The organism is Rhodoferax sp. ZS1R25 (assembly GCF_056521335.1).
On record NZ_JBWMAZ010000002.1, the window covers coordinates 356754 to 382363 of the forward strand.

The 25610-nt window shown below is 62.6% G+C and carries 19 protein-coding genes and 2 tRNA genes; 9 read left to right on the plus strand and 12 right to left on the minus strand.

Annotated features, from left to right (window positions below):
• Positions 1–68: 68 nt before the first annotated feature.
• Genes AC097R_RS12545 through AC097R_RS12555 form a run of 3 tightly spaced genes read left to right on the plus strand, consistent with a single transcriptional unit; the run spans position 69 to position 4091 of the window.
• Complete coding sequence (locus AC097R_RS12545) at positions 69–617, plus strand: response regulator (protein ID WP_479598490.1); 549 nt, start codon at positions 69–71, stop codon at positions 615–617.
• A 43-nt stretch (positions 618–660) separates the two neighbouring features.
• Entirely contained in the window at positions 661–1470 is an 810-nt protein-coding gene (map, locus tag AC097R_RS12550) for a type I methionyl aminopeptidase (protein WP_479598491.1), read from the plus strand.
• 23 nt (positions 1471–1493) lie between these two features.
• Complete coding sequence (locus AC097R_RS12555; RefSeq protein ID WP_479598492.1) at positions 1494–4091, plus strand: [protein-PII] uridylyltransferase; 2598 nt, start codon at positions 1494–1496, stop codon at positions 4089–4091.
• Here the strand turns inward: AC097R_RS12555 and AC097R_RS12560 are convergent.
• The 5 genes from AC097R_RS12560 to smc form a co-directional block, all read right to left on the minus strand.
• Positions 4081–5679 (minus strand): sensor domain-containing diguanylate cyclase, encoded by a 1599-nt coding sequence (locus tag AC097R_RS12560; RefSeq protein ID WP_479598493.1) that lies wholly within the window; start codon positions 5677–5679, stop codon positions 4081–4083. The two genes, AC097R_RS12555 and AC097R_RS12560, sit on opposite strands and share 11 nt — an antisense overlap.
• Positions 5680–5891: 212 nt before the next feature.
• Positions 5892–6431 (minus strand): peptide deformylase, encoded by a 540-nt coding sequence (gene def / locus AC097R_RS12565; protein ID WP_479598494.1) that lies wholly within the window; start codon positions 6429–6431, stop codon positions 5892–5894.
• Positions 6428–8506 carry an NAD-dependent DNA ligase LigA gene (gene ligA / locus AC097R_RS12570; protein WP_479598495.1) on the minus strand — a complete coding sequence of 693 codons (2079 nt, stop codon included), beginning with the start codon at positions 8504–8506 and terminating at the stop codon, positions 6428–6430. Before ligA ends, def begins: the two co-directional genes overlap by 4 nt.
• Before the next feature lie 17 nt (positions 8507–8523).
• Positions 8524–9567 carry a cell division protein ZipA C-terminal FtsZ-binding domain-containing protein gene (locus AC097R_RS12575; RefSeq protein ID WP_479598496.1) on the minus strand — a complete coding sequence of 348 codons (1044 nt, stop codon included), beginning with the start codon at positions 9565–9567 and terminating at the stop codon, positions 8524–8526.
• Between the two features lie 28 nt (positions 9568–9595).
• On the minus strand, positions 9596–13111 hold the full coding sequence (gene smc / locus AC097R_RS12580) for a chromosome segregation protein SMC (protein WP_479598497.1): 3516 nt from the start codon (positions 13109–13111) through the stop codon (positions 9596–9598).
• A gap of 213 nt (positions 13112–13324) precedes the next feature.
• Between smc and dapC the strand changes: the two genes are divergently transcribed.
• The 6 genes from dapC to AC097R_RS12610 all read left to right on the plus strand — a co-directional run bounded on the left by dapC (position 13325) and on the right by AC097R_RS12610 (position 20928).
• Positions 13325–14542, plus strand: a complete 1218-nt coding sequence (dapC, locus tag AC097R_RS12585) for a succinyldiaminopimelate transaminase (protein WP_479598498.1) — start codon at positions 13325–13327, stop codon at positions 14540–14542.
• Positions 14543–14576: 34 nt separating this feature from the next.
• A complete protein-coding gene (dapD, locus tag AC097R_RS12590; protein ID WP_479598499.1) occupies positions 14577–15401 on the plus strand; it encodes a 2,3,4,5-tetrahydropyridine-2,6-dicarboxylate N-succinyltransferase in 825 nt (274 codons plus the stop codon).
• A 39-nt stretch (positions 15402–15440) separates the two neighbouring features.
• Entirely contained in the window at positions 15441–16607 is a 1167-nt protein-coding gene (locus tag AC097R_RS12595; RefSeq protein ID WP_479598500.1) for a PilT/PilU family type 4a pilus ATPase, read from the plus strand.
• Complete coding sequence (gene dapE, locus AC097R_RS12600) at positions 16607–17794, plus strand: succinyl-diaminopimelate desuccinylase (RefSeq protein ID WP_479598501.1); 1188 nt, start codon at positions 16607–16609, stop codon at positions 17792–17794. The genes AC097R_RS12595 and dapE overlap by 1 nt, the downstream gene beginning before the upstream one ends.
• Positions 17791–18681, plus strand: a complete 891-nt coding sequence (gene prmB / locus AC097R_RS12605; RefSeq protein WP_479598502.1) for a 50S ribosomal protein L3 N(5)-glutamine methyltransferase — start codon at positions 17791–17793, stop codon at positions 18679–18681. The genes dapE and prmB overlap by 4 nt, the downstream gene beginning before the upstream one ends.
• A gap of 303 nt (positions 18682–18984) precedes the next feature.
• A complete protein-coding gene (locus AC097R_RS12610; protein ID WP_479598503.1) occupies positions 18985–20928 on the plus strand; it encodes an ABC-F family ATP-binding cassette domain-containing protein in 1944 nt (647 codons plus the stop codon).
• A 76-nt stretch (positions 20929–21004) separates the two neighbouring features.
• Here AC097R_RS12610 and AC097R_RS12615 read toward each other — a convergent pair.
• From AC097R_RS12615 to AC097R_RS12645, 7 genes are all read right to left on the minus strand, one after another.
• Positions 21005–21080 (minus strand) — tRNA-Lys (locus AC097R_RS12615).
• 16 nt (positions 21081–21096) lie between these two features.
• Positions 21097–21172 (minus strand) — tRNA-Lys (locus AC097R_RS12620).
• A 40-nt stretch (positions 21173–21212) separates the two neighbouring features.
• Positions 21213–22025 (minus strand): tRNA threonylcarbamoyladenosine dehydratase, encoded by an 813-nt coding sequence (locus AC097R_RS12625; protein ID WP_479599547.1) that lies wholly within the window; start codon positions 22023–22025, stop codon positions 21213–21215.
• A gap of 10 nt (positions 22026–22035) precedes the next feature.
• Complete coding sequence (gene ybgF, locus AC097R_RS12630) at positions 22036–22827, minus strand: tol-pal system protein YbgF (protein ID WP_479598504.1); 792 nt, start codon at positions 22825–22827, stop codon at positions 22036–22038.
• A gap of 8 nt (positions 22828–22835) precedes the next feature.
• Entirely contained in the window at positions 22836–23378 is a 543-nt protein-coding gene (gene pal / locus AC097R_RS12635; protein ID WP_477887987.1) for a peptidoglycan-associated lipoprotein Pal, read from the minus strand.
• A 24-nt stretch (positions 23379–23402) separates the two neighbouring features.
• Positions 23403–24665 (minus strand): Tol-Pal system beta propeller repeat protein TolB, encoded by a 1263-nt coding sequence (gene tolB / locus AC097R_RS12640; RefSeq protein WP_479598505.1) that lies wholly within the window; start codon positions 24663–24665, stop codon positions 23403–23405.
• A 10-nt stretch (positions 24666–24675) separates the two neighbouring features.
• Positions 24676–25530: a glycosyltransferase family 2 protein gene (locus AC097R_RS12645; protein ID WP_479598506.1), complete on the minus strand. Its 855-nt coding sequence runs from the start codon at positions 25528–25530 to the stop codon at positions 24676–24678.
• Positions 25531–25610 lie beyond the last annotated feature (80 nt).

The window sequence follows — 25610 nt, forward strand, 5'->3', positions numbered from 1 at the left end:
GTGGGGGCGACTAGGCGCACAATTTGCTATGGGCCATGGGGCCTGATGACCAAAATGGAGCTTCGTTGGTGGCGATTTTTTCCAAATTCCGCAGTATTTTCAATGCACCCGGTGCCGCGGCCGAGCCTTTGCCCATCGTGGACCCCACAGGCCAGTTGCCCGAGCGCCGTCTGCGCCCCCGGCTCAACGCCCGGCCCGACCTGCGCATCGTGGTGGTGGACGACTCGGCCACGGTATGTGCCGCGCTGCGCAAGATCCTGCAATCCATCGGTCTGGACGTGCGCGTAGCCGCCAGCGCCGAGGTGGGCCTGGAAATGGTGCTGGCCGACCCGCCCGACCTGATTTTTCTGGACATCGTGCTGCCCAAGATGAATGGCTTTTCGGCCCTGCGCGTGCTGCGCCGCAACCCGCTGACGCGCAATATCCCGGTCATCATGATCAGCGGCAACGAGCAGGCCACTGAGCAATTTTTTGGCAGCGCCATTGGGGCCGACGACTTCATGAAGAAGCCGTTTTCCCGCATGGAGGTGTTTGAACGCATGGAGCGCCTGCTGGACGACGGCCTGGTGCCGCGCCGCAAAACCCCCTTGACCATGCCCGCCCCGCTGGGCAGCTGAGGCCACCAGCGCGTCTGCATGGTGTCTGGGATAATCTAGTCCCATGACTATCACCTACAAAGACGCTGACGGCGTCGCAGGCATGCGCGTGGCGGGCAAGCTGGCCTCCGAAGTTCTGGACTACCTCACCCCCTTCGTCCAGCCCGGCGTCACCACCAACGCGCTCGACAAACTGGCGTACGACTACATCACCCAGGTGCAAGGCGGCATCCCCGCCCCGCTGAACTACACCGGCGGCGGCAACATCCCCTACCCCAAGTCCATCTGCACCTCGGTCAACCACCAGGTCTGCCACGGCATCCCCAACGACAAGCAGCTCAAGAAGGGTGACATCGTCAACATCGACGTCACCGTCATTAAGGACGGCTGGCATGGCGACACCAGCCGCATGTTCATGGTGGGGGAGGTCTCGATTGCGGCCAAGCGCCTGTGCGCCATCACCTACGACGCCATGTGGCACGGCATCAAGATGGTCAAGCCAGGCATCCATCTGGGCGATATTGGCCATGCGATCCAGAAATTTGCCGAAGGCCAGGGCTTTAGCGTGGTGCGCGAGTTCTGCGGCCACGGCATCGGCCGCATCTTCCACGAAGAGCCGCAGGTGCTGCACTACGGTCGCCCCGGCACGCTGGAGAAGCTGGTCGAGGGCATGACCTTCACCATCGAGCCCATGATCAACGCCGGTGGCAAGGACATCAAGGACGGCCCCGAAAAAGACGGCTGGACCATCGTGACCAAAGACCGTTCGCTCTCTGCCCAGTGGGAGCACACCGTGCTGGTGACGCCCACCGGTTACGAGGTGCTGACGCTCTCAAGCGGCAGCCCGGCCACACCGGCCTTTGTGGCGGCCTGAGTTTTTCAACCTCCCACGCACCCATGATTGAACTGCAGGCCCTGCGCGCCGAGTACCGCGCGCACAAAGCGCAGTTGTTGCAAACCATTGCAACCCCCCAGTCCACCGGCCGCGCCGTGCGCAAGGTGCTGCAGCGCATGGCCCAGCTCACCGACAGCGTGCTGGTGCGCCTATGGCAGCACGCCGGTCTGGGCGAGCCCTATGCGCTGCTGGCCGTGGGCGGTTTTGGCCGCGGCGAGCTGTTCCCGCATTCAGACGTGGACGTGCTGGTGCTGCTGCCCGATGGCCAGTCGCCCGAATTTGATCCGGCCTTGCAGCAGAAGATTGAAGCCTTCATTGGCAGTTGCTGGGACGTGGGCCTCGAAATTGGCTCCAGCGTGCGCACCCTGGGCGACTGCCTGGCCGAGGCCGACAAGGATGTGACGGTGCAAACCGCGCTGTTGGAGTGCCGCCTGATCACGGGTAACCAGGTGCTGGTGGCGCAATTCCAGCAGGCCTTTTTTGCGGCCATGGACCCCAAGGCGTTCTTTGTGGCCAAGACGCTGGAGATGCGCCAGCGCCACACCAAGTTTGAAGACACGCCGTACTCACTGGAACCCAACTGCAAGGAGTCGCCCGGCGGTCTGCGCGACCTGCAGGTGATCTTGTGGGTGGCCAAGGCTGCAGGCTACGGTGACGACTGGCAAGCCCTGGCCGCAAGCGGCCTGGCGACTGACTTTGAGGTCAAACAAATCCAGCGCAATGAGACCCTGCTGCTGCTGATCCGCGCACGCCTGCACCTGATCGCCAACCGCCGCGAAGACCGCCTTATCTTTGATATGCAGACGGCCGTGGCCGAGTCGTTTGGCTACATCACCCTGGCACCTGACCCGAGCAGGCGCAACATGGTGCGCGCCAGCGAAGCGCTGATGAAGCGCTACTACTGGGCGGCCAAGGCGGTGACCCAGCTCAACCAGATCTTGTTGATGAACATTGAGGAGCGGCTCAACCCCTCCACCCATGCGCCACGGCGCATCAATGACCATTTCAACGACAAGGCCGGCATGATCGACGTGGTCAGCGACGACCTGTACCGCCGCAACCCGCACGCGATTCTGGAAACCTTTCTGGTCTACCAGACCACCGTGGGGGTGAAGGGCCTGTCGGCCCGCACACTGCGCGCGCTGTACAACGCACGCGACCTGATGGATGCCAAGTTCCGCAGCGACCCGGTGAACCGCGCCGCCTTTCTGAGCATTCTGCAGCAGCCCGAAGGCATCACCCACGCCATGCGGCTCATGAACCAGACCTCGGTGCTGGGCCGCTACCTCTGGGTGTTCCGCAAGATCGTGGGACAGATGCAGCACGACCTGTTCCATGTGTACACCGTGGACCAGCACATCCTGATGGTGCTGCGCAATGCGCGGCGCTTCTTTATGGTGGAGCATGCGCACGAGTACCCGTTCTGTTCGCAGCTGGCCTCTGGCTGGGACAAGCCCTGGATTTTGTACGTGGCCGCCCTGTTCCACGATATTGCCAAGGGCCGTGGTGGCGACCATTCCGAGCTGGGCATTGTGGAGGCACGCCGCTTCTGCAAGCAGCACGGTATTGCGGCCGAGGATTCCCAACTCATCGAATTCCTGGTGGGCGAACACCTGACCATGAGCCGCATTGCGCAGAAGTCCGACCTGTCCGACCCGGCGGTCATTGCCGGTTTTGCCAAGCGCGTGGGCAACGAGCGCTACCTGACCGCGCTGTACCTGCTGACCGTGGCCGACATCCGCGGCACCAGTCCCAAGGTGTGGAACGCCTGGAAGGGCAAGCTGCTGGAAGACCTGTACAAGTACACGGCCCGCGCCCTGGGCGGCCGCGCGCCGGATGCCGATGCCGAGGTAGAACTGCGCAAGCGCGAAGCCCTGGTGATGGTGGCGCTGTACGCCATGCCGTTTGAGGCGCACAAACCGCTGTGGGACACGCTGGACGTGAGCTATTTCATGCGCCACGACGCAGCCGACATTGCCTGGCACACCAAGCAGCTGTCGCGCCATGTCGCAACGGCACTGCCCATCGTGCGAGCGCGCCGCTCACCCGTGGGCGAGGGCCTGCAGGTGCTGGTCTACACGCAGGACCAGACCGACCTGTTTGCCCGCATCTGCGGCTACTTTGACCAAGGCGGTTTCAGCATTCTGGATGCCCGCATCCACACCACCAACAAGGGCTACGCGCTGGACACGTTCCAGATCGTGACCACCGCGGACATGGACGAGCACTACCGCGAGATGACCAGTCTGCTGGAGAGCGGCCTGGCGCAGGCCATTGCCGAGGCCGGCCCCCTCCCCGCCCCCAGCCGCGGCCGGGTGTCGCGCCGGGTCAAGAGCTTCCCCATCGCGCCGCGCGTGTCGCTCAAGCCCGATGAAAAAGCACAGCGCTGGCTGCTCAATATCTCGGCCAGTGACCGCCTGGGTCTGCTCTACAGCGTGGCCCGCGTGCTGGCGCGCCACCAGATTGAAGTGCAGCTGGCCAAGGTGGCCACGCTGGGCGAGCGGGTGGAAGATACCTTCCTGATTCACGGTCCGCAACTGCAGCACAACCGTGCGCAGATCGAGATCGAGACCGAGCTCCTGGACGCCCTCAAAGCCTAGGCACGTCGGGCGCGCCGTACACACAGGTGCGCATGCGTCCGCTGTGCTTGGCGGCATAGAGCGCCTTGTCCGCTTGGGCAAATAGCTCGGCCGCACCACCCCCCTGAACGGTGTTCCAGGTGGACACCCCAATGCTCACGGTCAGCGTGGTGGCGGTAGGCGACTGCACATGCTCCAGGTTCAGTACCTCTAACGCCACCATCACTTTGTCCGCCAGTGCGCGTGCCCCGGCGGCATCGGTGTCGGGCAGCAGCATGGCAAACTCTTCACCACCGAGGCGTGCGGCCAGATCCTGTTGGCGACCACAGGTCTGGAGCAAGCGGCCCAGCTGCTGGAGCACTGCGTCGCCTTTGGGGTGGCCGTAGTGGTCGTTGTACAGCTTGAAGTGGTCCACATCGACCAACAGCAGTGACAGCGGCGCCGCACGCCGCGCCAGCCGCCCCAATTCCAGGTTCATGCGTTCGTCAAACAGCCTGCGGTTGGCAATGCCAGTGAGCGCGTCAGTGGTGGACAGGGTTTCCAGCGCATCCACCTGCGCGCGAAGCACACCTAGCAGTTCGTTCACGCCCTGTGTGAGTGCACCAATCTCGTCGGGGCGGTCGTAGCGCAGCACGCTGTCCCAGCGGCGCGACGCGCTCAGCGCCACCACGTCGGCATGCAGGCGTGCAATCGGGCGCACCAGCCACCAGTGCACCGCCAGCAGCAGCACCAGCCCGGTGGTCAGGGCCACGGCCGCCAGTTGGAACAGCACATCGGTCACCACGTGCTGCGCCTGCGCCATCAGGCTGCGTTCCATGCGCATGTGCACCCAGGCCAGCGGGTCGCCCTCCAGGTCTTCCAGTCGGTACTTCAGGGTGATGGTGGCGGGGCTGTACTGCACCCCCACGTCGCCATGCGCCAAGAAATGGAAATCGGGGAGTTTCCAAACATCTGCCGGTGCCTGTGGTGCAGCTTCGGCGCTGCCGTCGGTGGGGTCCAGGGTGAAGGCCGCCCCGGCATTTTGGGCGATGCCCGCCAGCGTGGCGGCATCGAGCTCGCGTGCCATCACCACCGTGCCGGCACTGGGGCCGCTGCCATCGCTGTGCACTACCTGGGTCCAACACACAGCGGCCAGCCGGGTCTGCAGCCAGGCCAGGCCGCACTCCGTGGCCTGGGGGTTGTGTGGCTTGTGGGTCCAGCGGCGCAGCAGCGGCACCAGCATGTCTGGTGCGCGAGGCAACACACCGCCACTGAGTTCGCGGGCGCCAAACCCCACCATCTGGTTCTGGCGGTCCAGCAGCAGCACGGCGTTGAGGTTGGAAGTCAGCATGGCAGCGCTGCCGATATTGCTGCGCTCAAACGTCTTGTCGGGGCGCAGCAGGTGGAAGTACAGCTCGTCCCAGAAGGCCCAGTCGTGGTTCAGCGCACTCACGGCGGCCATTTGCTCGTCAAAGCCGCTGACCACGCGTTTGGCGCTGTCCAGTGCAAAGCGGCGCTCAATGCCATCGAACGTGGGCAACAGGCTGTTTTTCATGAGCAGCAGGCCCACACTGCCCATCAGCCCAAACACCAAGGTGAACGCCACCACGATCCGGGGACCAATTCCCAAACCCCCAAGAAGATGGCGCGTGGTTTTGACCATGAGGCGATGCAACGACAGCTGTTTTGAAAGCAGCTTACCGCCAAACACCCCGGTCGTACAGACAGGGCCACCCTCTCCTTACGCAAATAAGGGGATGCAGGCAAGACTAGCGAAATAGGGGCCTAACCCGCGTAGACACTGCGGGAGCAGCTACGGTTTTGGTAGTGCATCCGGGGCCCTCAGTCGTCCTCGGTCGCCGCAATGCCGGGGAACAGGACCTCGGTGTAGCCAAACTGGGCAAAGTCCCGCACCCGCATGGGGTAGAGCTTGCCGATCAGGTGGTCGCACTCGTGCTGCACCACGCGCGCATGAAAGCCGTCCACCGTGCGGTCGATGGGGTCGCCATACTGGTCAAACCCCGTGTAGCGGATATGCGCCCAGCGTGGCACCACGCCACGCAGACCGGGTACTGACAGGCAGCCTTCCCAGTCGCTTTCCTCGGCCTCGCCCAGTGGGGTGATCACCGGATTGATGAGCACTGTGGGCGGCACGGTGGGCCGGTCCGGATAGCGCGGGTTGCGGTCATTGCTGCCAAAGATGACCAGTTGCAGATCCACCCCAATCTGCGGCGCAGCCAAGCCGGCGCCATTGACAGCTCGCATGGTGTCCAGCATGTCGGTGATCAGCAGGTGCAACGCGTCGGTGTCGAATTCAGCCACCGGTTGCGCCACACGCAGCAGGCGTGGGTCGCCCATTTTGAGAATATCGCGCACTGTCATTTCAGCATCTCCAGCATGGCGGCCTCGTCCAGCACGGGCACACCCAATTCATTCGCTTTGTCCAGCTTGCTACCCGCCTCCGTCCCGGCGACCACGTAGCTGGTCTTTTTGCTGACCGAACCAGCCACTTTGGCGCCGGCGGCTTCCAGCAGGTCTTTGGCCTGGTCACGGCTCAGGGTGGGGAAGGTGCCGGTCAGCACAAAGGTCTTGCCCGCCAGGGGCTTGGGCGCTTGCGCGGCGGGTTCCCCCTCCGTCCACGTCACTCCGCAGGCGCGCAGCTGTTCCACCACCTCGCGGTTGTACTCCTGCGCAAAGAAGGTGTGCAGGCTTTTGGCAACGATGGGCCCCACATCGCTCACACCGGTCAGGGCTTCTTCAGAGGCGCTCATGATGGCGTCCAAGGTGCCGAAGTGGCGCACCAGTTCCTTGGCCGTAGCCTCGCCCACATGGCGAATACCCAGGCCAAACAGAAACCGTGGCAGCGTGGTTTGCTTGGACTTTTCTAGCGCAGCAACGATGTTCTGCGCCGACTTCTCAGCCATACGGTCCAGTGCGGCCAGGGTGCTCAGGCCCAGCTTGTAGAGGTCGGGCAGCGTACGGATGGTGTTGCTCTCCACCAATTGGTCCACCAGCTTCTCGCCCAGGCCCTCCACCTCCACCGCACGGCGCTGGGCGTAGTGCAGGATGGCCTGCTTGCGCTGGGCCGGGCAGAACAGGCCGCCGCTACAGCGGTGGTTCATCTCGGTCTTTTCGCGCACCACATCACTGCCGCAGATAGGACACGTGCGGGGCATGCGGAAGTTGGGTACATAGCTGGCGCGTGGCCCGGTGCTCACAACACCCACCACTTCAGGAATCACATCGCCCGCGCGGCGCACGATGGCGCTGTCCCCCACGCGCACCCGCTTGCGCCGCAGCTCAAACAGGTTGTGCAGCGTCGCGTTCGACACTGTGGTGCCGCCCACAAACACCGGGTCGAGCCGCGCCACAGGCGTGAGCTTGCCGGTGCGGCCCACTTGCACGTCGATGCCCAGCACCTTGGTGATTTGCTCCTGCGCCGGGTATTTGTGCGCCACGGCCCAGCGTGGTTCGCGCGTCACAAAGCCCAGTTGGCGTTGCAGTGCCAGGCTGTTGACCTTGTAGACCACACCGTCAATGTCGTAGGGCAACTGGTCACGCGACGCACCGATACGTTGGTGGTACGCTATTAATTCAGGAGCGCCTCGCGCAATATCCACGAGGGCTGCAACCGGAAATCCCCATGATTTGAGGGTTTGCAGCATGGCGTAATGGGTGGCGAACGCAGGCCCGCCCTGCTCCGCTGCTGTCACCTCACCCAGGCCGTAGGCAAAAAAGCTCAGGGGCCGCTGGGCCGCGATGCCGGGGTCCAACTGGCGCACGGCGCCGGCGGCAGCGTTGCGCGGGTTCACGAAGGTCTTCTCCCCCTTCTCGCGCTGCTTCTCGTTCATGGCCTCGAAGTCATCGCGGCGCATGTACACCTCGCCGCGGACCTCCAGCACGGCGGGCACGCCCTTAGGAAGACGTAAGGGGATTTGGCCAATCGTGCGGATGTTCTGCGTGACGTCTTCGCCGTATTCACCGTCGCCGCGCGTGGCGGCCTGCACCAGCATGCCATGTTCGTAGCGCAGGCTCATGGCCAGGCCGTCGAACTTGAGTTCGGCCACGTACTCCACGGGCGCATCGGCCTCACCCAGGCCCAGCTCCTTGCGCACGCGGGCGTCAAAGGCCAGGGCGCCAGTGGACTCCGTATCCGTCTCGGTGCGAATGCTCAGCATGGGCACCATATGGCGCACAGTGGCAAAAGCGTCCAGCGGCTTGCCGCCCACACGCTGGGTGGGCGAATCGGGTGTCACCCACTCCGGGTGCGCCGCCTCGGTGGCCTGCAACGCCTGGAACAGGCGGTCGTATTCGGCATCGGGAATCGAGGGCGCGTCCAGCACGTAGTACTGGTGCGCATGGTGGTGCAACTGCGCGCGCAGCGCCTGCAGTCGCACGTACTCGGGCGTGAGGTCCGGCGTGGCCGGCTCGGAAGAAAACAAGTCCAGCGGTGCCATACCCACCCAGAAAAAAGTTAGCTGAACAAACGCCGTGCCAGCGGCGATCCTGCGGCCAGGTCACGCTGCTCCAGCGTGTCGTACAGGGTTTGCAGCTCGGTGCCAATCACGTCCATGGTCTGCGCAGCCAGCGGCTGGCCGTTGTCGTCGGTCACCACGCCCTCCATGGCATGGGCCAGGGCGGAGGCGGCTTCACGCATGCGTTCAAACGGCTGCTCGGCACGGTCCACCTGGGCCACGTCCAGGTGCAGGCTGATGTCGCGGATCGCAGATTGGGCTGGATCTTCGGCCAGCGCCGCTTGCGAATCAAAACTCAACACCAGCAGCGGCGGCAGGCCGTCCACCGAGCACGGCAGCACCATGCGCCCGGGGATCACGCCGGGCACAAAGCCCAGGCGCGCCGCGTTTTGCTGGATGTAGCCGGGGCTCCACGACGCATTGCGCGCACGGATGGTGAAGCCCAGCTGTGCGTCGTGCGCGCTGGCGAACTGGTCCAGCTCGCGCGCACGCGCTACCTCGTCCAGCATTTCGGGAAATTCGGGGGTTGCGTTGATGGCATCGGCAAAAGCCTGTGTCTTCACCACGAACTCGGAGTATTCGATCTCATTGAGCGCGCCTGAGCGGTTGGCCAATTGCACGCCCGCCTGAAAACCGCCGTAGCGCTGGCCCAGGCCGGGCGCTTCCCATACCAGCGTGACCAAGTTGTAGCCCTCTACCGAGAACGGCTTGGTGCCGGCGCGGCGCGTGCTGGGCAAGGCGGCCAACGCGGCTTCGCCCGACACGGCGGTGACCGAAGGGTCCAACGCCACCGTGGCAATCACGTCGATCAGCGAGTCCATCGCCGGGCGGCGCGGCGCCTGGGGCAGCGTGAACGCGGGCGTTTCCAGCGCGCCCTCGGACAGGGTGGGTTCGCGGTCGGTAGTGGGCAATGTGTCGTCGGTCGCAGGCTCTGGCTGGGCCTGGCGCGGCGCGTTGCGGCGCGAGGTCCAGGCGCTGTGCGCCACCACGCCGGCGAGCACCACGCCACCTGCGATTGCCAGTCCGAGTTGTAAGTTGCTCATCGTTAGGTCTTGTGTGGGTTGCTGGCACTCACGCCAGTTCAGCCAGGGTGACGGCGGACTCCATGTCCACGGCCACGATACGGGATACGCCCTGCTCCTGCATGGTCACGCCGATCAGCTGCTCGGCCATTTCCATGGCGATCTTGTTGTGGCTGATGAACAGAAACTGCGTGCCCTTGCTCATGCTGGAGACCAGCTTGGCATAGCGTTCGGTGTTGGCATCGTCCAGCGGCGCGTCCACCTCGTCCAGCAAACAGAACGGTGCAGGGTTCAGCTGGAAGATGGCAAACACCAGCGCAATCGCGGTCAGCGCCTTCTCGCCACCCGACAGCAGGTGGATGGTCTGGTTTTTCTTGCCGGGCGGCTGGGCAATCACCTGCACACCCGAATCCAGAATCTCGTCACCGGTAATCACCAGGCGCGCATTGCCGCCACCAAACAGCTCGGGGAACATGCGGCCAAAATGCATATTGACTTGGTCGAAGGTGCCCGACAGCAGTTCCCGCGTTTCGGCATCGATCTTGCGGATCGCGTCCTCCAACGTGTTCATGGCCTGGGTCAGGTCCACGTTCTGCATGTCCAGGAACTGCTTGCGCTCACGTGCCGCGGCCAGTTCGTCCAGCGCAGCCAGGTTGACGGCACCCAGCGCCGTAATCTCGCGGTGCAGGCGGTCGATGTCCCCCTGCATGCCAAACAGGCGCACATTGCCATCCTTGATGCTCTGCTCAATGGCTTCCAGATCGGCTTGGGCATCCACCAGTTGGGCTTCAAACTGCTCGAAGCCCAAGCGCGCGGCCTGCTCCTTCAGTTGGAATTCGGTGATGCGTTGGCGCAGCGGCTCCAGCTCGCGCTCCAGCTGCATGCGGCGCTCATCGCTGGCGCGCAGCTTGGCGGTCAGGTCGTCGTATTCACTGCGCTTGGCACCCAGGGCCTGTTCACGCTCCAGCTTCAGGGCCAGCGCGTTTTGCAGGCCAGCTTGGGCGGCGGCATCGGTCAGGCGGGTTAGTTCTTCCTGTGCGCGCTGCTCTTCGGACAGAATATTCTGCGTTTGCTGTGCTGCAGTTTCGATAGCACGCGAGAGTTCTGCGTTGCGGGCTTGCAGGCTGCGCTGGGCAAAAACGGCCTCTTGCGCCTGGCGCTCCAGCGTCCGCTGCTGCTCGCGGCATTGCACGAGCTTGCGCTGGCCTTCGATCACGCGCTCTTCGAGCTGGGCGTGGCGCTCCTGGCTGTCGGCCAACTGCATGTCCAACGACTCGAAGCGGCCTTCGGCCTCCACGCGGCGTTCCTGAAGGTCGTCCAGCTGGGCCTCCACCTCGGCCATATCGGCCTCAATCTGAGCGCTGCGAGCCCGGGTTTGCTCCAGCAATTGGGACAGTCTCAGCGTTTCCACCTGCAGCTCGTGCGCGCGGCTTTGGGTTTCTGCAGCCTCGCGGCGCACACCCACCAGGCGCTGGGCGCTCTCGGCGTAGGCGCTCTCGGCGCGGCTCAGCGCCACGCGGGATTCGTCAGCGATCAGCTGCTGGGCGCGCAGCTGCTTTTCCAGGTTCTCAATTTCCTGCGCGCGGGCCAGCAAGCCAGCCTGCTCGCTGTCCTGGGCATAAAAGCTCACACCGTGCGCGGTCACCACGTGGCCGGACTTCACATAAATGCTCTCACCAGCTTGCAGCTTGTCGCGCTGGGCCAGGGCATCCTCAAAGTTGCTGGCGGTGTAGCAACCTTGGAGCCAGTCGGTCAGCACGGCCTTTTGGCCAGCTTCGTTCACGCGCAACAGGTCCGACAAGCGGGGGAAGGTGCTGGCGCGCTCAGGCGCAGCGGCCAAGGGGGGGCTGTAAAACGCGAGCTTGGCGGGCGGCGCATCCACGGCAAAAGCACGCAGCATGTCCAGCCGCGACACTTCCAGCGCGCCCATGCGTTCGCGCAACGCGCCTTCCAGCGCGTTTTCCCAGCCCTGTTCGATGTGGATGCGGGTCGACAGACCCTGCAAGTGGTCCAGCCCATGCTTGGCCAGCCAGGGTTGCAGCTTGCCGTCGGTCTTCACCTTCTCTTGCAAGGCCTTCAGCGCCTCCAGCCGGGCCGAGAAGTCCGCTTGCTTGGCCGACTCGTCGTTCACCGTTTGCTGCTGGGTGCGGCGGGCTTCGTCCAGTTGGGGCACGGACTCCTGCAGCTCGTGCAAGCGGGCCTCGGCAATCTGGTTCGTTTCCTGTGCGGCTTCCAGCTGCTCCTGCAGGCTGATCAGGCGGGCTTCGTCGGGTGCGGACAGCGCGTCGCGGTCCGTCATCAGGCGGTCGCGGCGGGTGTTGAGCTGGCGGCTTTGTTCTTCGATGCTGCGCTGCTCGGCGGCCAGCACCTGGATCTGCTGCTGCACCTGCACTACGCTGCCGCGCTGGTCGTTGGCCGCGCTCTGCGCTTTGGCCACGGCCTCTTCCATGTCGGGCAGCTGCATGGCCTGCTCTTCCACCTGGGCGGCCAGCAGCTCGGTTTGTTCTTCGCCCAAGGCCGCCAATTCGGCCAGGCGTTCAATCTCGGCCTGCGCATCATCGCGGCGCACGGCCCATTCGGCGATCTGGTCTTTCAGCGTCACCAGGCGCTGCTCCACGCGCTGGCGGCCCTCCACCACGAAGCGGATTTCGGCTTCCAGGCGGCCCACATCGGTGCTGGCCTCGTACAGCAGGCCCTGGGCCTGGTTCACCTGGTCACCCGCCGCGTAATGGGCCTGGCGCACGGTCTCCAGGTCGGCTTCGATGTGGCGCAGATCGGCCATGCGCGATTCCAGCGCGTTGACGGCGCCCAGGCCTTCGGATTGCACCTTCGCCTGGTCGGCCAGCGCCTCGGCGCGCTTCAAAAACCACTGCTGGTGCTGCTTCTGCGTGACTTCGGCCTGCAGCGCGTTGTACTTCTGCGCCACCTCGGCTTGCTTCTCCAGCTTGTCGAGGTTGGCATTGAGCTCGCGCAGGATGTCTTCCACGCGGGTCAGGTTCTCCCGCGTGTCGGACAAGCGGTTTTCGGTCTCGCGGCGGCGCTCTTTGTATTTGGAAACGCCCGCGGCTTCCTCGAGGAACAGGCGCAGTTCTTCGGGCTTGGACTCGATGATGCGGGAAATCGTGCCCTGGCCAATGATGGCGTAGGCACGTGGCCCCAGGCCGGTGCCCAGAAACACGTCCTGCACGTCGCGGCGGCGCACGGGCTGGTTGTTGATGAAGTAGCTGGACCCACCATCGCGCGTCAGCACGCGCTTGACCGCGATTTCACCAAACTGGCCCCACTGGCCACCGGCGCGGTGGTCGGCGTTGTCAAACACCAGTTCCACGCTGGCACGGCTGGCCGGCTTGCGGCTGGTGGTGCCGTTGAAGATCACGTCCTGCATGGACTCGCCACGCAACTCGCTGGCCTTGCTCTCACCCAGCACCCAGCGCACCGCATCCATGATGTTGGATTTGCCGCAGCCGTTGGGCCCCACCACGCCCACCAGTTGCCCCGGCAACAGGAAGTTGGTGGGCTCCGCAAAGGACTTGAAGCCGGATAACTTGATGGAATTGAGGCGCACGGATCGGTGGTATCTGCTCTAAGCAGTTGATTTCATTGGATTAATTTGTCAGCGGTGACTGACGAATGGCCCCCGATGATACTGTGTAGCAGGTGCTGTATCCGCTATGCAGCACTGGGCAAACGTTACAGCCTGAAAACTGCCACTACGCTAACGCGCCGTGGGGCGCGTTATGCCCGGATGCGCCGGGGACTCAGGGGATAATGCCGCCCCATGAACCCGAATTTGTCGCGCCTGCAAGCCTACCCCTTTGAACGCCTGCGCCAGCTGTTCTCCACCATCACCCCCAACCCCGCCTACCGCCCCATCAGTTTGGGCATTGGCGAGCCCCGCCACCCCACCCCCGACCTGATCAAAGACGCCTACTGCGACGCCATCCGCAGTGCGGACGGCGGCCTGTCGGTCTACCCGGCGACCACCGGTGACGTCAAGCTGCGCAATGCCATGGTGCGCTGGCTGGAGCGCCGCTACGGCCTGCAGCTGGACGCAGCCACCCAAGTGCTGCCCATCAACGGTTCGCGCGAAGCGCTGTTTGCCTTTGCCCAGACCGTGGTGAACCCCGAGAAGGCCGACGCGCGCGGCCCCGTGCAGGTGGTGTGCCCGAACCCGTTCTACCAAATCTACGAGGGCGCCGCCCTACTCTGCGGTGCGCAGCCTTACTTTGTAGCCTCTGACCCGGCGCGCAACTTTGCACAGGATTGGGACAGCGTGCCGGCCGACGTCTGGGCACGCACCCAGCTGCTGTATGTCTGCTCCCCCGGCAACCCCGCGGGCGCGGTGATGCCGCTGTCCGAATGGGCCAAACTGTTTGCGCTGAGCGACCAATACGGCTTTGTGATTGCATCTGACGAGTGCTACAGCGAGATCTATTTCCGCGATGAGCCGCCGCTGGGCGGCCTGGAAGCCGCTGCCAAGCTGGGCCGCAGCGACTTTAAAAACCTGGTGTCCTTCACCAGCCTGTCCAAGCGCAGCAATGTGCCGGGCATGCGCAGTGGTTTTTGCGCGGGCGATGCCAAGCTCATCAAGCAGTTTTTGCTCTACCGCACCTACCACGGTAGCGCCATGAGCATGGTGGTGCAAACCGCCAGCGCCGCCGCCTGGGATGACGAGGCCCACGTGGTGGACAACCGCGCGCAGTACCGCGACAAGTTTGCACAGGTGACCCCCATGCTGGCCGAGGTGATGGACGTGGCCCTGCCCGATGCGGGCTTTTATTTGTGGGCCAAGGTCGAGGGCAGTGACACCGATTTCGCGCGCGACCTGCTCGCTCTTTACAATGTGACAGTCTTGCCCGGAAGCTACTTGGCCCGCGAGGCCCATGGCAGCAACCCTGGCGCGCAGCGCATCCGCATGGCGCTGGTGGCCGAAGCCGCAGAGTGCGTGGAAGCCGCGCAGCGCATCGTCCAGTTTGTGAAATCCCGAGTTTCCTGAGTCTTTCAACCACTTTTCCCTTCTCAAAAGCCCTATGAGCCAACAACTGCAAACCGTTATCGAAGCCGCGTGGGAAGACCGCGCCAACATCTCCGTCGCCTCTGCACCTGCCGAAGTGAGCGATGCCGTGGAGCATGTGCTGAACGAACTCGACGCCGGCCGCCTGCGCGTGGCCACGCGTGAAGCCGTGGGCCAGTGGACCACCCACCAGTGGATCAAGAAGGCCGTGCTGCTGAGCTTCCGCCTGAAGGACAACGCCATCGTGCAATCTGGGGACCTGGGCTTTTACGACAAGGTGGGCACCAAGTTCTCCGGCATGTCCGAAGCCGACCTCAAGGCCAGCGGTGTGCGCGTGGTGCCGCCCGCCGTGGCGCGCCGCGGCAGCTTCCAGGGCAAGGGCGTGATCCTGATGCCTTCCTACTGCAACATCGGCTCGTATGTGGACGAAGGCACCATGGTCGACACCTGGGCCACTGTGGGCTCCTGCGCGCAGATCGGCAAGCATGTGCACCTGTCCGGCGGCGTGGGCATTGGCGGCGTGCTGGAACCCATGCAGGCCGGCCCCACCATCATTGAAGACAACTGCTTCATCGGCGCCCGCTCCGAAGTAGTCGAAGGCGTGATCGTGGAAGAAAACTCGGTGATCTCCATGGGCGTGTACATCGGCCAAAGTACCCCGATTTACGACCGTGCCACCGACACCGTGACCTACGGCCGTATTCCTTCCGGCTCCGTGGTCATCAGCGGCAGCTTGCCCAAGAATGACGGCAAGTACAGCCTGTACGCCGCCATCATCGTCAAGCGTGTGGACGCCCAGACACGCTCCAAGACCTCGCTCAACGACCTCTTGCGTGATTGAGCGCGACTAAACCCATAGACCTGTTCTGAGAGGTACGCCATGGCCACCACCACGCCCCAACCGTCGGGAACGATGGAGCGCATTCTTCGCCTAATGGGCGACAAGAAGGCGTCGGATGTGTACTTGTCCGCGCACGCCCCCGCGCTGATCAAGATCAATGGCCAGTGCGTACCGATCAACAGCCAGGTCCTGCCGGCCGACGCGCCGAAAAACCTGCTGGCCGAAGTGCTTTCGCCCGAACAGATGGCGCTGCTGGACGTCGAGGGGGAGCTGAACGTGGGCTTTCCCATGGCGGGGGTGGGCCGATTCCGCGTCAGCGCCATGCGCCAGCGGGGGTCCATCGCCGCCGTGATCCGCTATATCGCGGTGGACATTCCTACCCTGGCGAACCTGCAGCTGCCACCGATTCTGGGCGACCTGATCATGGAAAAGCGCGGCCTGCTACTGATGGTCGGTGCGACCGGAGCGGGCAAGAGCACCACGCTGGCGTCCATGATGGACTACCGCAACGAGAACGTCTCCGGCCACATCCTGACCATCGAAGACCCGGTGGAGTTTTTGTTCAAGAACAAGAAATCCATCGTCAACCAGCGCGAAATCGGCACCGACACGCAAAACCTGCAAGTGGCGCTGAAAAATGCACTGCGCCAGGCGCCCGATGTGATCCTGATTGGCGAAATCCGCGACCGCGAAACCATGTCGGCGGCCATTGCCTATGCGCAGTCGGGCCACCTGTGTCTGGCCACCATGCACGCCAACAACAGCTACCAGGCGCTGAACCGGATTCTGAGCTTCTACCCTGTGGAAGTGCGCTCCACCATGCTGGGCGACCTGGCTGCGGCCTTGCGCGCTGTGGTGTCGCAGCGCCTGCTGCGCACGATGGCAGGCATGCGCACGCCGGCCGCCGAGGTGCTGCTGAACACCAAGCTGATTGCCGAGCTGATTGAAAAAGGCGACTTCTCGGGCGTGAAGGAAGCCATGGAAAAGTCCATGGCCGAGGGCTCGCAGACGTTTGAGCACGACATCGCTCGCCTGATTGTCGAAGGCGTGGTCGAGCGCAAAGAGGGCCTGTCCCACGCCGACTCGCCCACCAACCTGTTGTGGCGCCTGCAAAACGATTTCAGCAAGGCCGCCAAGCCGGCCGCTGCGGTGGAAGAGGAAGAAGAAGCCTCCTTCACTGAAATTACCCTGGACGTGAAGCACTGATGACGAAAACTTTGCAGCTCACCGAGCAGCTGCTTTCCATGGCTTCGGTCACCCCGCTGGATGGCGGCTGCCAGAACCTGATTGCCCAACGCCTGGCCCCCTTGGGTTTTGTCTGCGAGACCATCGAAAGTGGCCCAGCTGACTTCCGCGTCACCAATTTATGGGCGAAACGGTCTGCAGCCCCCGTCAACACTGCGCCAGCAGCTAGCAAAAGCGTAGCAAAAACTTTGGTGTTTGCCGGCCATACCGACGTGGTGCCTACCGGCCCGTTGGCGCAATGGGACAGTGCGCCCTTTGTACCCACCCACCGCGACGGCAAGCTGTTTGCCCGCGGCGCCAGCGACATGAAGACCTCGTTGGCCGCGTTTGTGGTGGCCATCGAAGAGTTTTTGGCCGCCACACCACACCCCGACCTGAACATTGCTCTGCTGCTGACCAGCGACGAGGAAGGCCCCGCCAATGACGGCACCGTGGTGGTCTGCAACACACTGAAGGCGCGTGGCGAGGTGTTGGACTTCTGCATCGTGGGCGAGCCCACCTCGGTGGAACGCACCGGCGACATGATCAAGAACGGCCGGCGCGGCACCATGAGCGGCAAGCTCACGGTCAAGGGCGTGCAGGGCCACATTGCCTACCCGCACCTGGCCAAAAACCCCATCCACCTGGCCGCGCCCGCCTTGGCCGAGCTGGTGGGCATCGAATGGGACCGGGGCAACGACTTTTTCCCGCCCACCACCTGGCAGGTCAGCAATATGCACGGCGGCACCGGCGCCAGCAATGTGATTCCGGGTCATGTGGTGATCGACTTCAACTTCCGCTTCTCCACCGAGTCCACACCCGAGTCGCTGCAAAAGCGCCTGGCCAGCGTGCTGGAAAAGCACGAGCTGGAATACGACCTGGCCTGGACCGTAGGCGGCCTGCCATTTCTCACCACGCCCGGTACGCTGGTAGACGCGGTGCGCGACGCCATCAAATCCGAGACCGGTATCGAGACCCAGCTGTCCACCACCGGCGGCACCAGCGATGGCCGCTTTATCGCTCAGGTCTGCCCCCAGGTGATTGAACTGGGCCCGCCCAACGCCACCATCCACAAGATCAACGAGTTTGTGGCGGTGGCGGATATTGAACCGCTGAAGAACATCTACCGCCAGGTGCTGGCCAACCTGAACCGTCAGGCCCAGGCATGACCCTGTTGGAACTGGTGGCCCAGGCCACCCAGCAGCTCACCGACGCCAAGGTCTCTTTTGGTCACGGCACCACCAATGCACGCGACGAAGCCACCTGGCTGGTGTTGCACGCACTGGGCCTGCCTCTGGAAACACCGTTAGGCGCAGACGATGCAGAGTCAAATCGGCCTGTAGCCCCCGAGGAATATGCGCGGGCAGCTACGCTTTTAGGAGCACGCATCAGCACGCGCAAGCCGGCCGCCTACCTGACCAACGAGGCGTGGCTGCAGGGCGTGCCCTTTTATGTGGATGAGCGCGTCATCGTGCCGCGCTCGCTGATTGCCGAGCTGCTGATGGATGGCAGCATCGATTACTGGTTGAAGGAAAGCACACACCGTGTGCTGGACCTGTGCACGGGCAACGGCAGTCTGGGCATTCTGGCGGCCATGGTCTACCCAGAAGTGGACGTGGTCGGTGCCGACATTTCTGCGGATGCGCTGGCCGTGGCCCGCATCAATGTGGACAAACACAGCCTGCAGGACCGCATGCAGCTCGTCGAGTCTGACGGCCTGGCCGCCCTGCCTGGTCCATTTGACCTGATCCTGTGCAACCCGCCGTATGTGAACGCGCAGAGCATGGCCGCCCTGCCCGCTGAGTACAAGGCAGAGCCCTTCATTGCGCTGGATGGCAACCAGTCCGGCGGTAGCGGCGATGGCATGGACTTTGTGCGTACCCTGTTGCAGCAAGCTCCGCTGCACATGGCGCCCGAGGGGGTGCTGGTGCTGGAAATCGGCAATGAACGCGACTTCTTTGAAGCGGCCTTTCCTGCGCTGGAAGTGGTCTGGCTGGAAACCAGCGCGGGTGAAGAACAGGTGTTGTTGGTGACCAAGGAGGCTTTGTTGCTTTAGCGCCTCCTGGTGCTGAGCTTCGGTGCTGAGCCCTCAGCAGGCAAGGAGCGGGGAGCTCCGTTCGTGTCCCCCGGCCTTCGGCCTCCTCCTTGACCTCACTGCGCCCCCTACCCCTTGCCTGCTGCTACGAAGGGGGTTCCCTAGAGCGCAAAAAAAAGTGCACCGCTGGGATGGTGACCCACTGCGAACCCAAAGTGTTCGCCCACGAGATGCGCCGTAGAACGGAGTCCCCATCTACCTGCCCTCGCCAACCCCCAGGCCTGAAACGCCTGAATGAATCAATAGATAGCTGAGTCCTAAAGAATGATTACCTTAAAAAACGTCACCCTGCGCCGCAGCGCCAAGGTGCTTCTGGAAAGTGCTTCCGTTACCCTGAACCCTGGCGAAAAGGTCGGCCTGGTGGGGCGCAACGGTGCTGGCAAGTCCTCGCTGTTTGCGCTGCTTAACGGCAACTTGCATGAGGACGCTGGCGAGTACTACATCCCCACCCAATGGCGCATGGGCCAGGTGGCCCAGGACATGCCTGAGACCGACCAGGGCGCGACCGACTTTGTGGTCGAAGGCGACACCCAGTTGGGTGCCGCCCGTGCCGAAGTGGCGGCCGCCGAGGCCACCGACGACTACGACCGCATGGCCCACGCCTACACCGCCTTGCAGGATGCGGGTGAATACGACGCCGCCGCCCGCGCCCAGGCGCTGATTCTGGGTTTGGGCTTCAAAACTACCGAGCTGGACAAACCGGTCAACAGCTTTTCGGGTGGCTGGCGCATGCGCCTGCAGCTGGCGCGTGCCCTGATGTGCCCCAGCGACCTGCTGCTGCTGGATGAACCTACCAACCACTTGGATTTGGACGCCTTGGTCTGGCTGGAAGCCTGGCTCAAGAAGTACGAAGGCACCATGGTCGTCATCAGCCACGACCGCGAATTTCTGGATGCCGTGACCAACGTGACGCTGCACATCGACGCAGGCAAGCTGGTGCGCTACGGCGGCAACTACAGCAAGTTCGAAGACCTGCGTTCGGAGCAGATGGCGCTGCAGCAGACTGCCTTTAGCAAGCAGCAAGACAAGATCGCCCACCTGCAAAAGTTCATTGCGCGCTTCAAGGCCAAGGCCAGCAAGGCCAAGCAGGCGCAGAGCCGGGTCAAGGCGCTGGACCGCATGGAGAAGATTGCACCGCTGCTCAGCGAGGCGGACTTCACGTTCGAGTTCAAGGAACCCGCCAACCTGCCCAACCCCATGCTATCGATGAGTGGCGTGAGCTTCGGCTACCCACCCCCCGAAGATGCCCCCAAGGGGACACCGCCCACCACCATCGTGCACAACGTCAGCAAATCGGTCTTGGCCGGACAGCGCATTGGCATTTTGGGTGCCAACGGTCAGGGCAAGTCCACACTGGTAAAGACGGTGGCGCGCGATCTGGCGGCCATTGGTGGTGAGATCACCGAAGGCAAAGGCCTGAACATCGGCTACTTCGCGCAGCAAGAGCTGGACGTGCTGCGACCCGATGAGTCGCCGCTGGAGCACATGATCCGCCTGGTGCGGGAGATGACGGCCGCTGGCAAGATCGCCGGCCAGCAGACGCGCGAGCAAGACCTGCGCAGCTTCCTGGGCACCTTCAACTTCGGGGGCGACATGGTCAAGCAGGCCGTGGGCAGCATGAGTGGCGGCGAAAAAGCGCGCCTGGTGCTGTGCATGATCGTCTGGCAGCGCCCCAACCTTTTGCTGCTGGATGAGCCAACCAACCACTTGGACCTGGCAACCCGCGAAGCGCTGGCCATGGCGCTCAACGAGTTCGAAGGCACGGTGATGCTGGTGAGCCACGACCGTGCGCTCTTGCGCTCGGTGTGCGACGAGTTCTGGATGGTGTCACGCGGCGGAGTGGAACCATTTGACGGCGACCTGGACGACTACCAGCGCTACCTGCTCGAGGAAGCCAAGCGCCAACGCGAGCTGGCCAAGGAAGAAGCCAAATCCGAGGCCATCAAACCAGTCGCTGTGGCCCCCGTGGTGATCGTCAAAACGGGGCCCGCACCCGAGGCGCTGCGCAAGTTGAAGAAGGAAGTCGCCCAGGTTGAAGAGCGCATGGCCGCACTGAACACCGAAGGCGCGGAGCTCGAAAGCAAGCTCTCCACCAACCCGCACCCGTCCGTCATTGCTGAAACCGGCAAGCGCCTGAAGGCCGTGAATGGCGAGCTGCAAACCTTGGAAGAACAGTGGCTGGCACTGACCACGCAGATGGAGGGCTGAGGCCCTTTCCCCGTTAAAAGGGCAAAGAAAAAGCCCACTGTTTTGCAACAGTGGGCTTTTAGATTCCACAATGAAGTGGTGGGAACTGAGAGATTCGAACTCTCGACCTACGGATTAAGAGTCCGCTGCTCTACCAGCTGAGCTAAATTCCCTTAAATCGTCAAAACTTGGTGGGACCAGCGGGGGTCGAACCCACGACAAACGGATTAAAAGTCCGCTGCTCTACCAACTGAGCTATGGTCCCTACGAGAACTTGCAACTCAGTTACACGCTTTCGCTAAGCCTCAGATTATAGCGTGTTTTATTTCGCCGTTGGAAGACTCACGCGATATTTTGTCAATCATCCAACCTGCGGCGCACATGCCAAACGTTGCAGTCACGGTCACCAGCGATCCATAGCCGTGGCAGTTCAGCGAACCATCGGATTGCATGTCGCATGAAGCATCAGGCGCAGCCACCGCTTCCTTGCTGAACACGCAGGCAACATGGATTTTCTTGCCATTCTTCGGCGCGCCATGCTCCTTGCGCAGGCGGTAGCGCAGTTGCGCCAGCAAGGGGTCATGCGTCACTTCGCTGAGGTCGGCAATGTCTACTGCATGGGCGTGCCGTTTTCCACCGGCAGCGCCCACAGAGACAAAAGGTGTTTTGGTGCGGCGGGCCCAGGCTGCCATGGCGGCCTTGGCACGCACTTGGTCACACGCATCGACCACGCCATCGACGCCCGATGCAACCAGAGACAGCCAACTGTCCGGCTCCACAAAGGCGTCCACACCAGTCACTTCACACATGGAGTTGATCAACGCGATGCGCTGGCGCATGGCCTCAATCTTGGCCATACCCACGGTATCGGTTAGCGCATGGAGTTGGCGGTTGATGTTCGACTCGGAGATGTGGTCCATGTCCACCAAGCTGATACGCCCTACCCCGCTACGCGCCAACGCCTCTGCCGTCCAAGAGCCCACGCCGCCAATGCCCACCACCATGATGTGCGCGTTCCGCACCCGCTGCGCCGGATCAGAACCCAGCAAACGGTCCAAGCCAGAGAAACGTCGCGCCAAGTCGGCGCCCTCTAACAAGGCAGGAGTCTCGGCGGACATCAACAAGGGACTATTTGAAGCGCGCCAAGCGGTCTTTACCCGCCGCGGCGGCTTCCGTGCCGGGATAGCCCGAGACCAGTTCTTCCAGGGTCTTTCGGGCAGCCTTGGTGTCCTTCATTTCCAATTGGCAATTGGCAATCGCCAGCAGGGCTTCTGGAACACGGATGTGGTCAGGAGCCTGCTGCACCAGTATGCGGAAATTGGCCTGCGCTTCCTTGTAATCCTTGGTGGCGTACTGGGCATTGCCCAACCAGAACAGAGCCGAGGGACGGTAGCCACTCTGGCCATAGCGGTTTACAAAATCGACGAAGGCCACTTGGGCCGCGCTGAATTCACCTCTGCGAAAGATCGCCAAGGCGGCGTCAAAGTCGCGTTTTTCCGAGGGTTGCGCCAGAAACTCCCGACCATCGGCGGTGACGCGCGTCGGCTCCAATTTGCTCAAGCGGTCTTCCAGGGTTTGCCCGGTGTCCTTTTGCTTGCGCTGGACTTCAGACAAATCGCGGGCCATCTGCTCATCCTGACCACGCAGCTTGGCAAGCTCGGCCCGACTGGCTTCCAGCTGATTTTGCAAGTCTGCCAGGCTACGGCGCAGCTGTGCGGCCTCCTCCGTTGCGCGGCGACTTTCCTCCGCCAACTTCTGCTCAGACTCCTGACGCAAAGTATCTATCCTCTGCCGCAAGTCCAGAATCGCCCGGCGAGCCTCTTCGTCATCGAAAAGACCCGCAAAGGCGGTGCCCAATGTCAGCAACAGCAATGCCGATGCCGTGGCATTGCGAGCGCAATTCAAGACGGAGAAGGCCATGCGTTTGTTCAGCGGTAGCTGATTTCAGCGCGGCGGTTTTTCTCCATCGCCGCTTCTGTGTTACCCAGGGCGGCAGGCTTTTCTTTGCCAAAGCTCACCGCCTCCAGTTGGCTGTCTGCCACGCCCTGCAAAACCAGCGCCTTGCGCACGGCTTCAGCACGCTTTTGACCTAGCGCCAGGTTGTATTCACGACCACCGCGCTCGTCGGTATGGCCCTCCAAGGTCACCTTGCGGGACTTGTCGGCCTTGATGAACTTGGCATGGGCCTCGATCACGGACTGGAACTCGGAGCGGATGACGAAGCTGTCGTAATCGAAGTACACGGTACGCGTCGTGGATTTCATGAAGGCATCACGCTGCTGATCCGCGGTCAAGTCATTGCTCTTTACGTCCCTATTAGAGACGTTGCCAGTGCCAGCTTGACCATCGGTAGTCCCCCCAACAACGGGAGTGCCCTTGCGATCCTCGACTTTCGTGTCATCCAATTTGACAGCCGAGCCACATGCACTCAGAACCAACGCCACTGTCATTGCCAAAAAAATCCGCTTCATTCCATACTCCTTGTTTAAATCTGTTTACTTCTGCACCGGACCCCAGTCGGGCTCCCGGATATCACCACTTTGGCCAGCCAGTCGGGCCTTGATTTTTCCGTCCAGTGTAGTGGTCATCAAGGCTTCACGCCCCTGCTGCAAAGTGGCATAAATCACCAAACGGCTGTTGGGTGAAAAGCTGGGATTTTCATCGGCACTGGTGTCCGTAATCGCGTTGGCGGTACCACTGGCCAGATCCATGATGTGCAGCTTGAACGCACCGCTGACGCGAGACACATAGGCCAACCATTTGCCATCGGGGCTAACAGCTGGAGAGATGTTGTAGGTGCCATTGAACGTCACACGCTCTGGATTTCCACCGCTGACGGGCATACGGTAAATCTGCGGTGAACCGCCACGGTCACTGACAAAGTAAATGGTTTTTCCGTCGCCGGTAAACACTGGCTCGGTGTCGATGGCGGTGGACTGTGCCAGGCGTTTGGGTTCTCCGCCGTTGGCATCCATCAAATAAATCTGCGAACCGCCATCACGGCTCAGCGTCAGCGCCAATGTGCGGCCATCGGGCGACCAGGCGGGAGCGCTGTTGGAGCCTTTGAAGTTGGCCACCAGGCGGCGGCGGCCGGTTCCTACGTCGTGCACATAGACCACCGGCTTGCGCGATTCAAATGAAACGTAGGCCAACTGGTTTCCATTGGGCGCCCAAGAAGGGGAAATCACGGGTTCCAAGCTATTGAGGGCGCTTTGGGGATTCTCACCATCTGCGTCGGCTACCCAGAGATTGAACGATGTGCCCGCCTTGGTGACGTAGGCGATACGCGTGGAGAAAATGCCCTTGTCACCGGTCAGCTTTTCGTACACAAAGTCTGCCACCCGGTGAGCAGCCAAGCGCAAATCGCCCGCCGCCACGGCATGGCTCTGACCACCGAGGTCCTGGTTGCGCACGGTGTCCCAGACCCGAAAGCGAACGTCATAGCGACCATCGGCCAGCCGGGTCACGCTGCCGGCCACCAAGGCATCCGCCCCTTTTTGGCGCCACTGCGCCACATCAGGTCGCGACGCCTCGTCCCATGCACCAGCCACGTTGTCGGTGCCGCGGAACTGACCACTACGCTCCAAATCCGCCATCACGATGGCCGCCAACTTTTGAGGCGCCGCGTCTTCACCGCGAAACGCCGGTATGGCAATGGGTAGCTGCGTAAGCCCCACGCCTGACACTTCTACGCGAAATTGTGCCGAGGCCTGCAGGCTGAAAAAACCAACAATCAGTGACAGAAAAAATTTATGCATCGTGTTCCGATTATCCCCAACTGCGAATGACGGCATTGCTGGCTGCAAGACTTTCTTGGTAACCAACAGTTGCGCGCACCTGCCCCGTCTTTTGACGCTCACGTACCTTGTCGGCGTTTACGCCCTGTCGGCTCCGGTCTGACTCTGGATGCCACAAGTGGTACACCTCGGTCGCGCAAAAGCCGTTTTTGCGAACCAGGCCCGCATTGTGAAGCCGCAGCACAAAGTCTGCATCCTCATGCCCCCAGCCAACAAAGGTCTCATCAAACCCGTTGACGGCCTCGTAATCTGTGCGCCACACTGCCATGTTGCAACTGCGAATGCCCTTCCAGGCAAACGCTGGCTGCCTGCGAAGTTCAAAATCTGGCAGGCGCAACGCGCCTGTGAGCTTGCTCGCATCTCCCGCCCACCGTCGGGCCAGCCAGTAGCCAAAGGCATGCCCCACGGGAGCCTTGTGGTTGAGCAGCAAGCTATTGGTAAAGGAAGGGCTCAGCAACACCCGGCTGCCATTGATAAAACATCCCATTTGCTGAAGATTGCGGTGGCGGGCAATGAAATCTACCTCAGGCACGCAGTCACCATCCAGCAGTACGAGATAGGCTCCTTTCGCCGCTGCGACGCCCAGGTTGCGCACCTCGGCTGCCGTAAAACCCACATCCGGGTGCCATACATGGGTTACCGGAAACTGCGCGGTCTCTGCAGCGCCGGCAATTGTGGCCACATGATCTGCGGTGGAGCCATCGTCGGCGATCACCACTTCGAACCGTCGATCAGTCTGGCGAGCCAGGCCTGCAAGCACCAGCGACAATGCGTCACTTCGGTTGTAGGTGGTGATCACCACTGAAATCAATTCGGAGAATGGCATTTTGGAATAGACTAGGCCGCCTTCGCGGAGAGTGTCGAGAAGCACTTTCAACCCGCTTTGTGAGCGGGATTACGCACGAA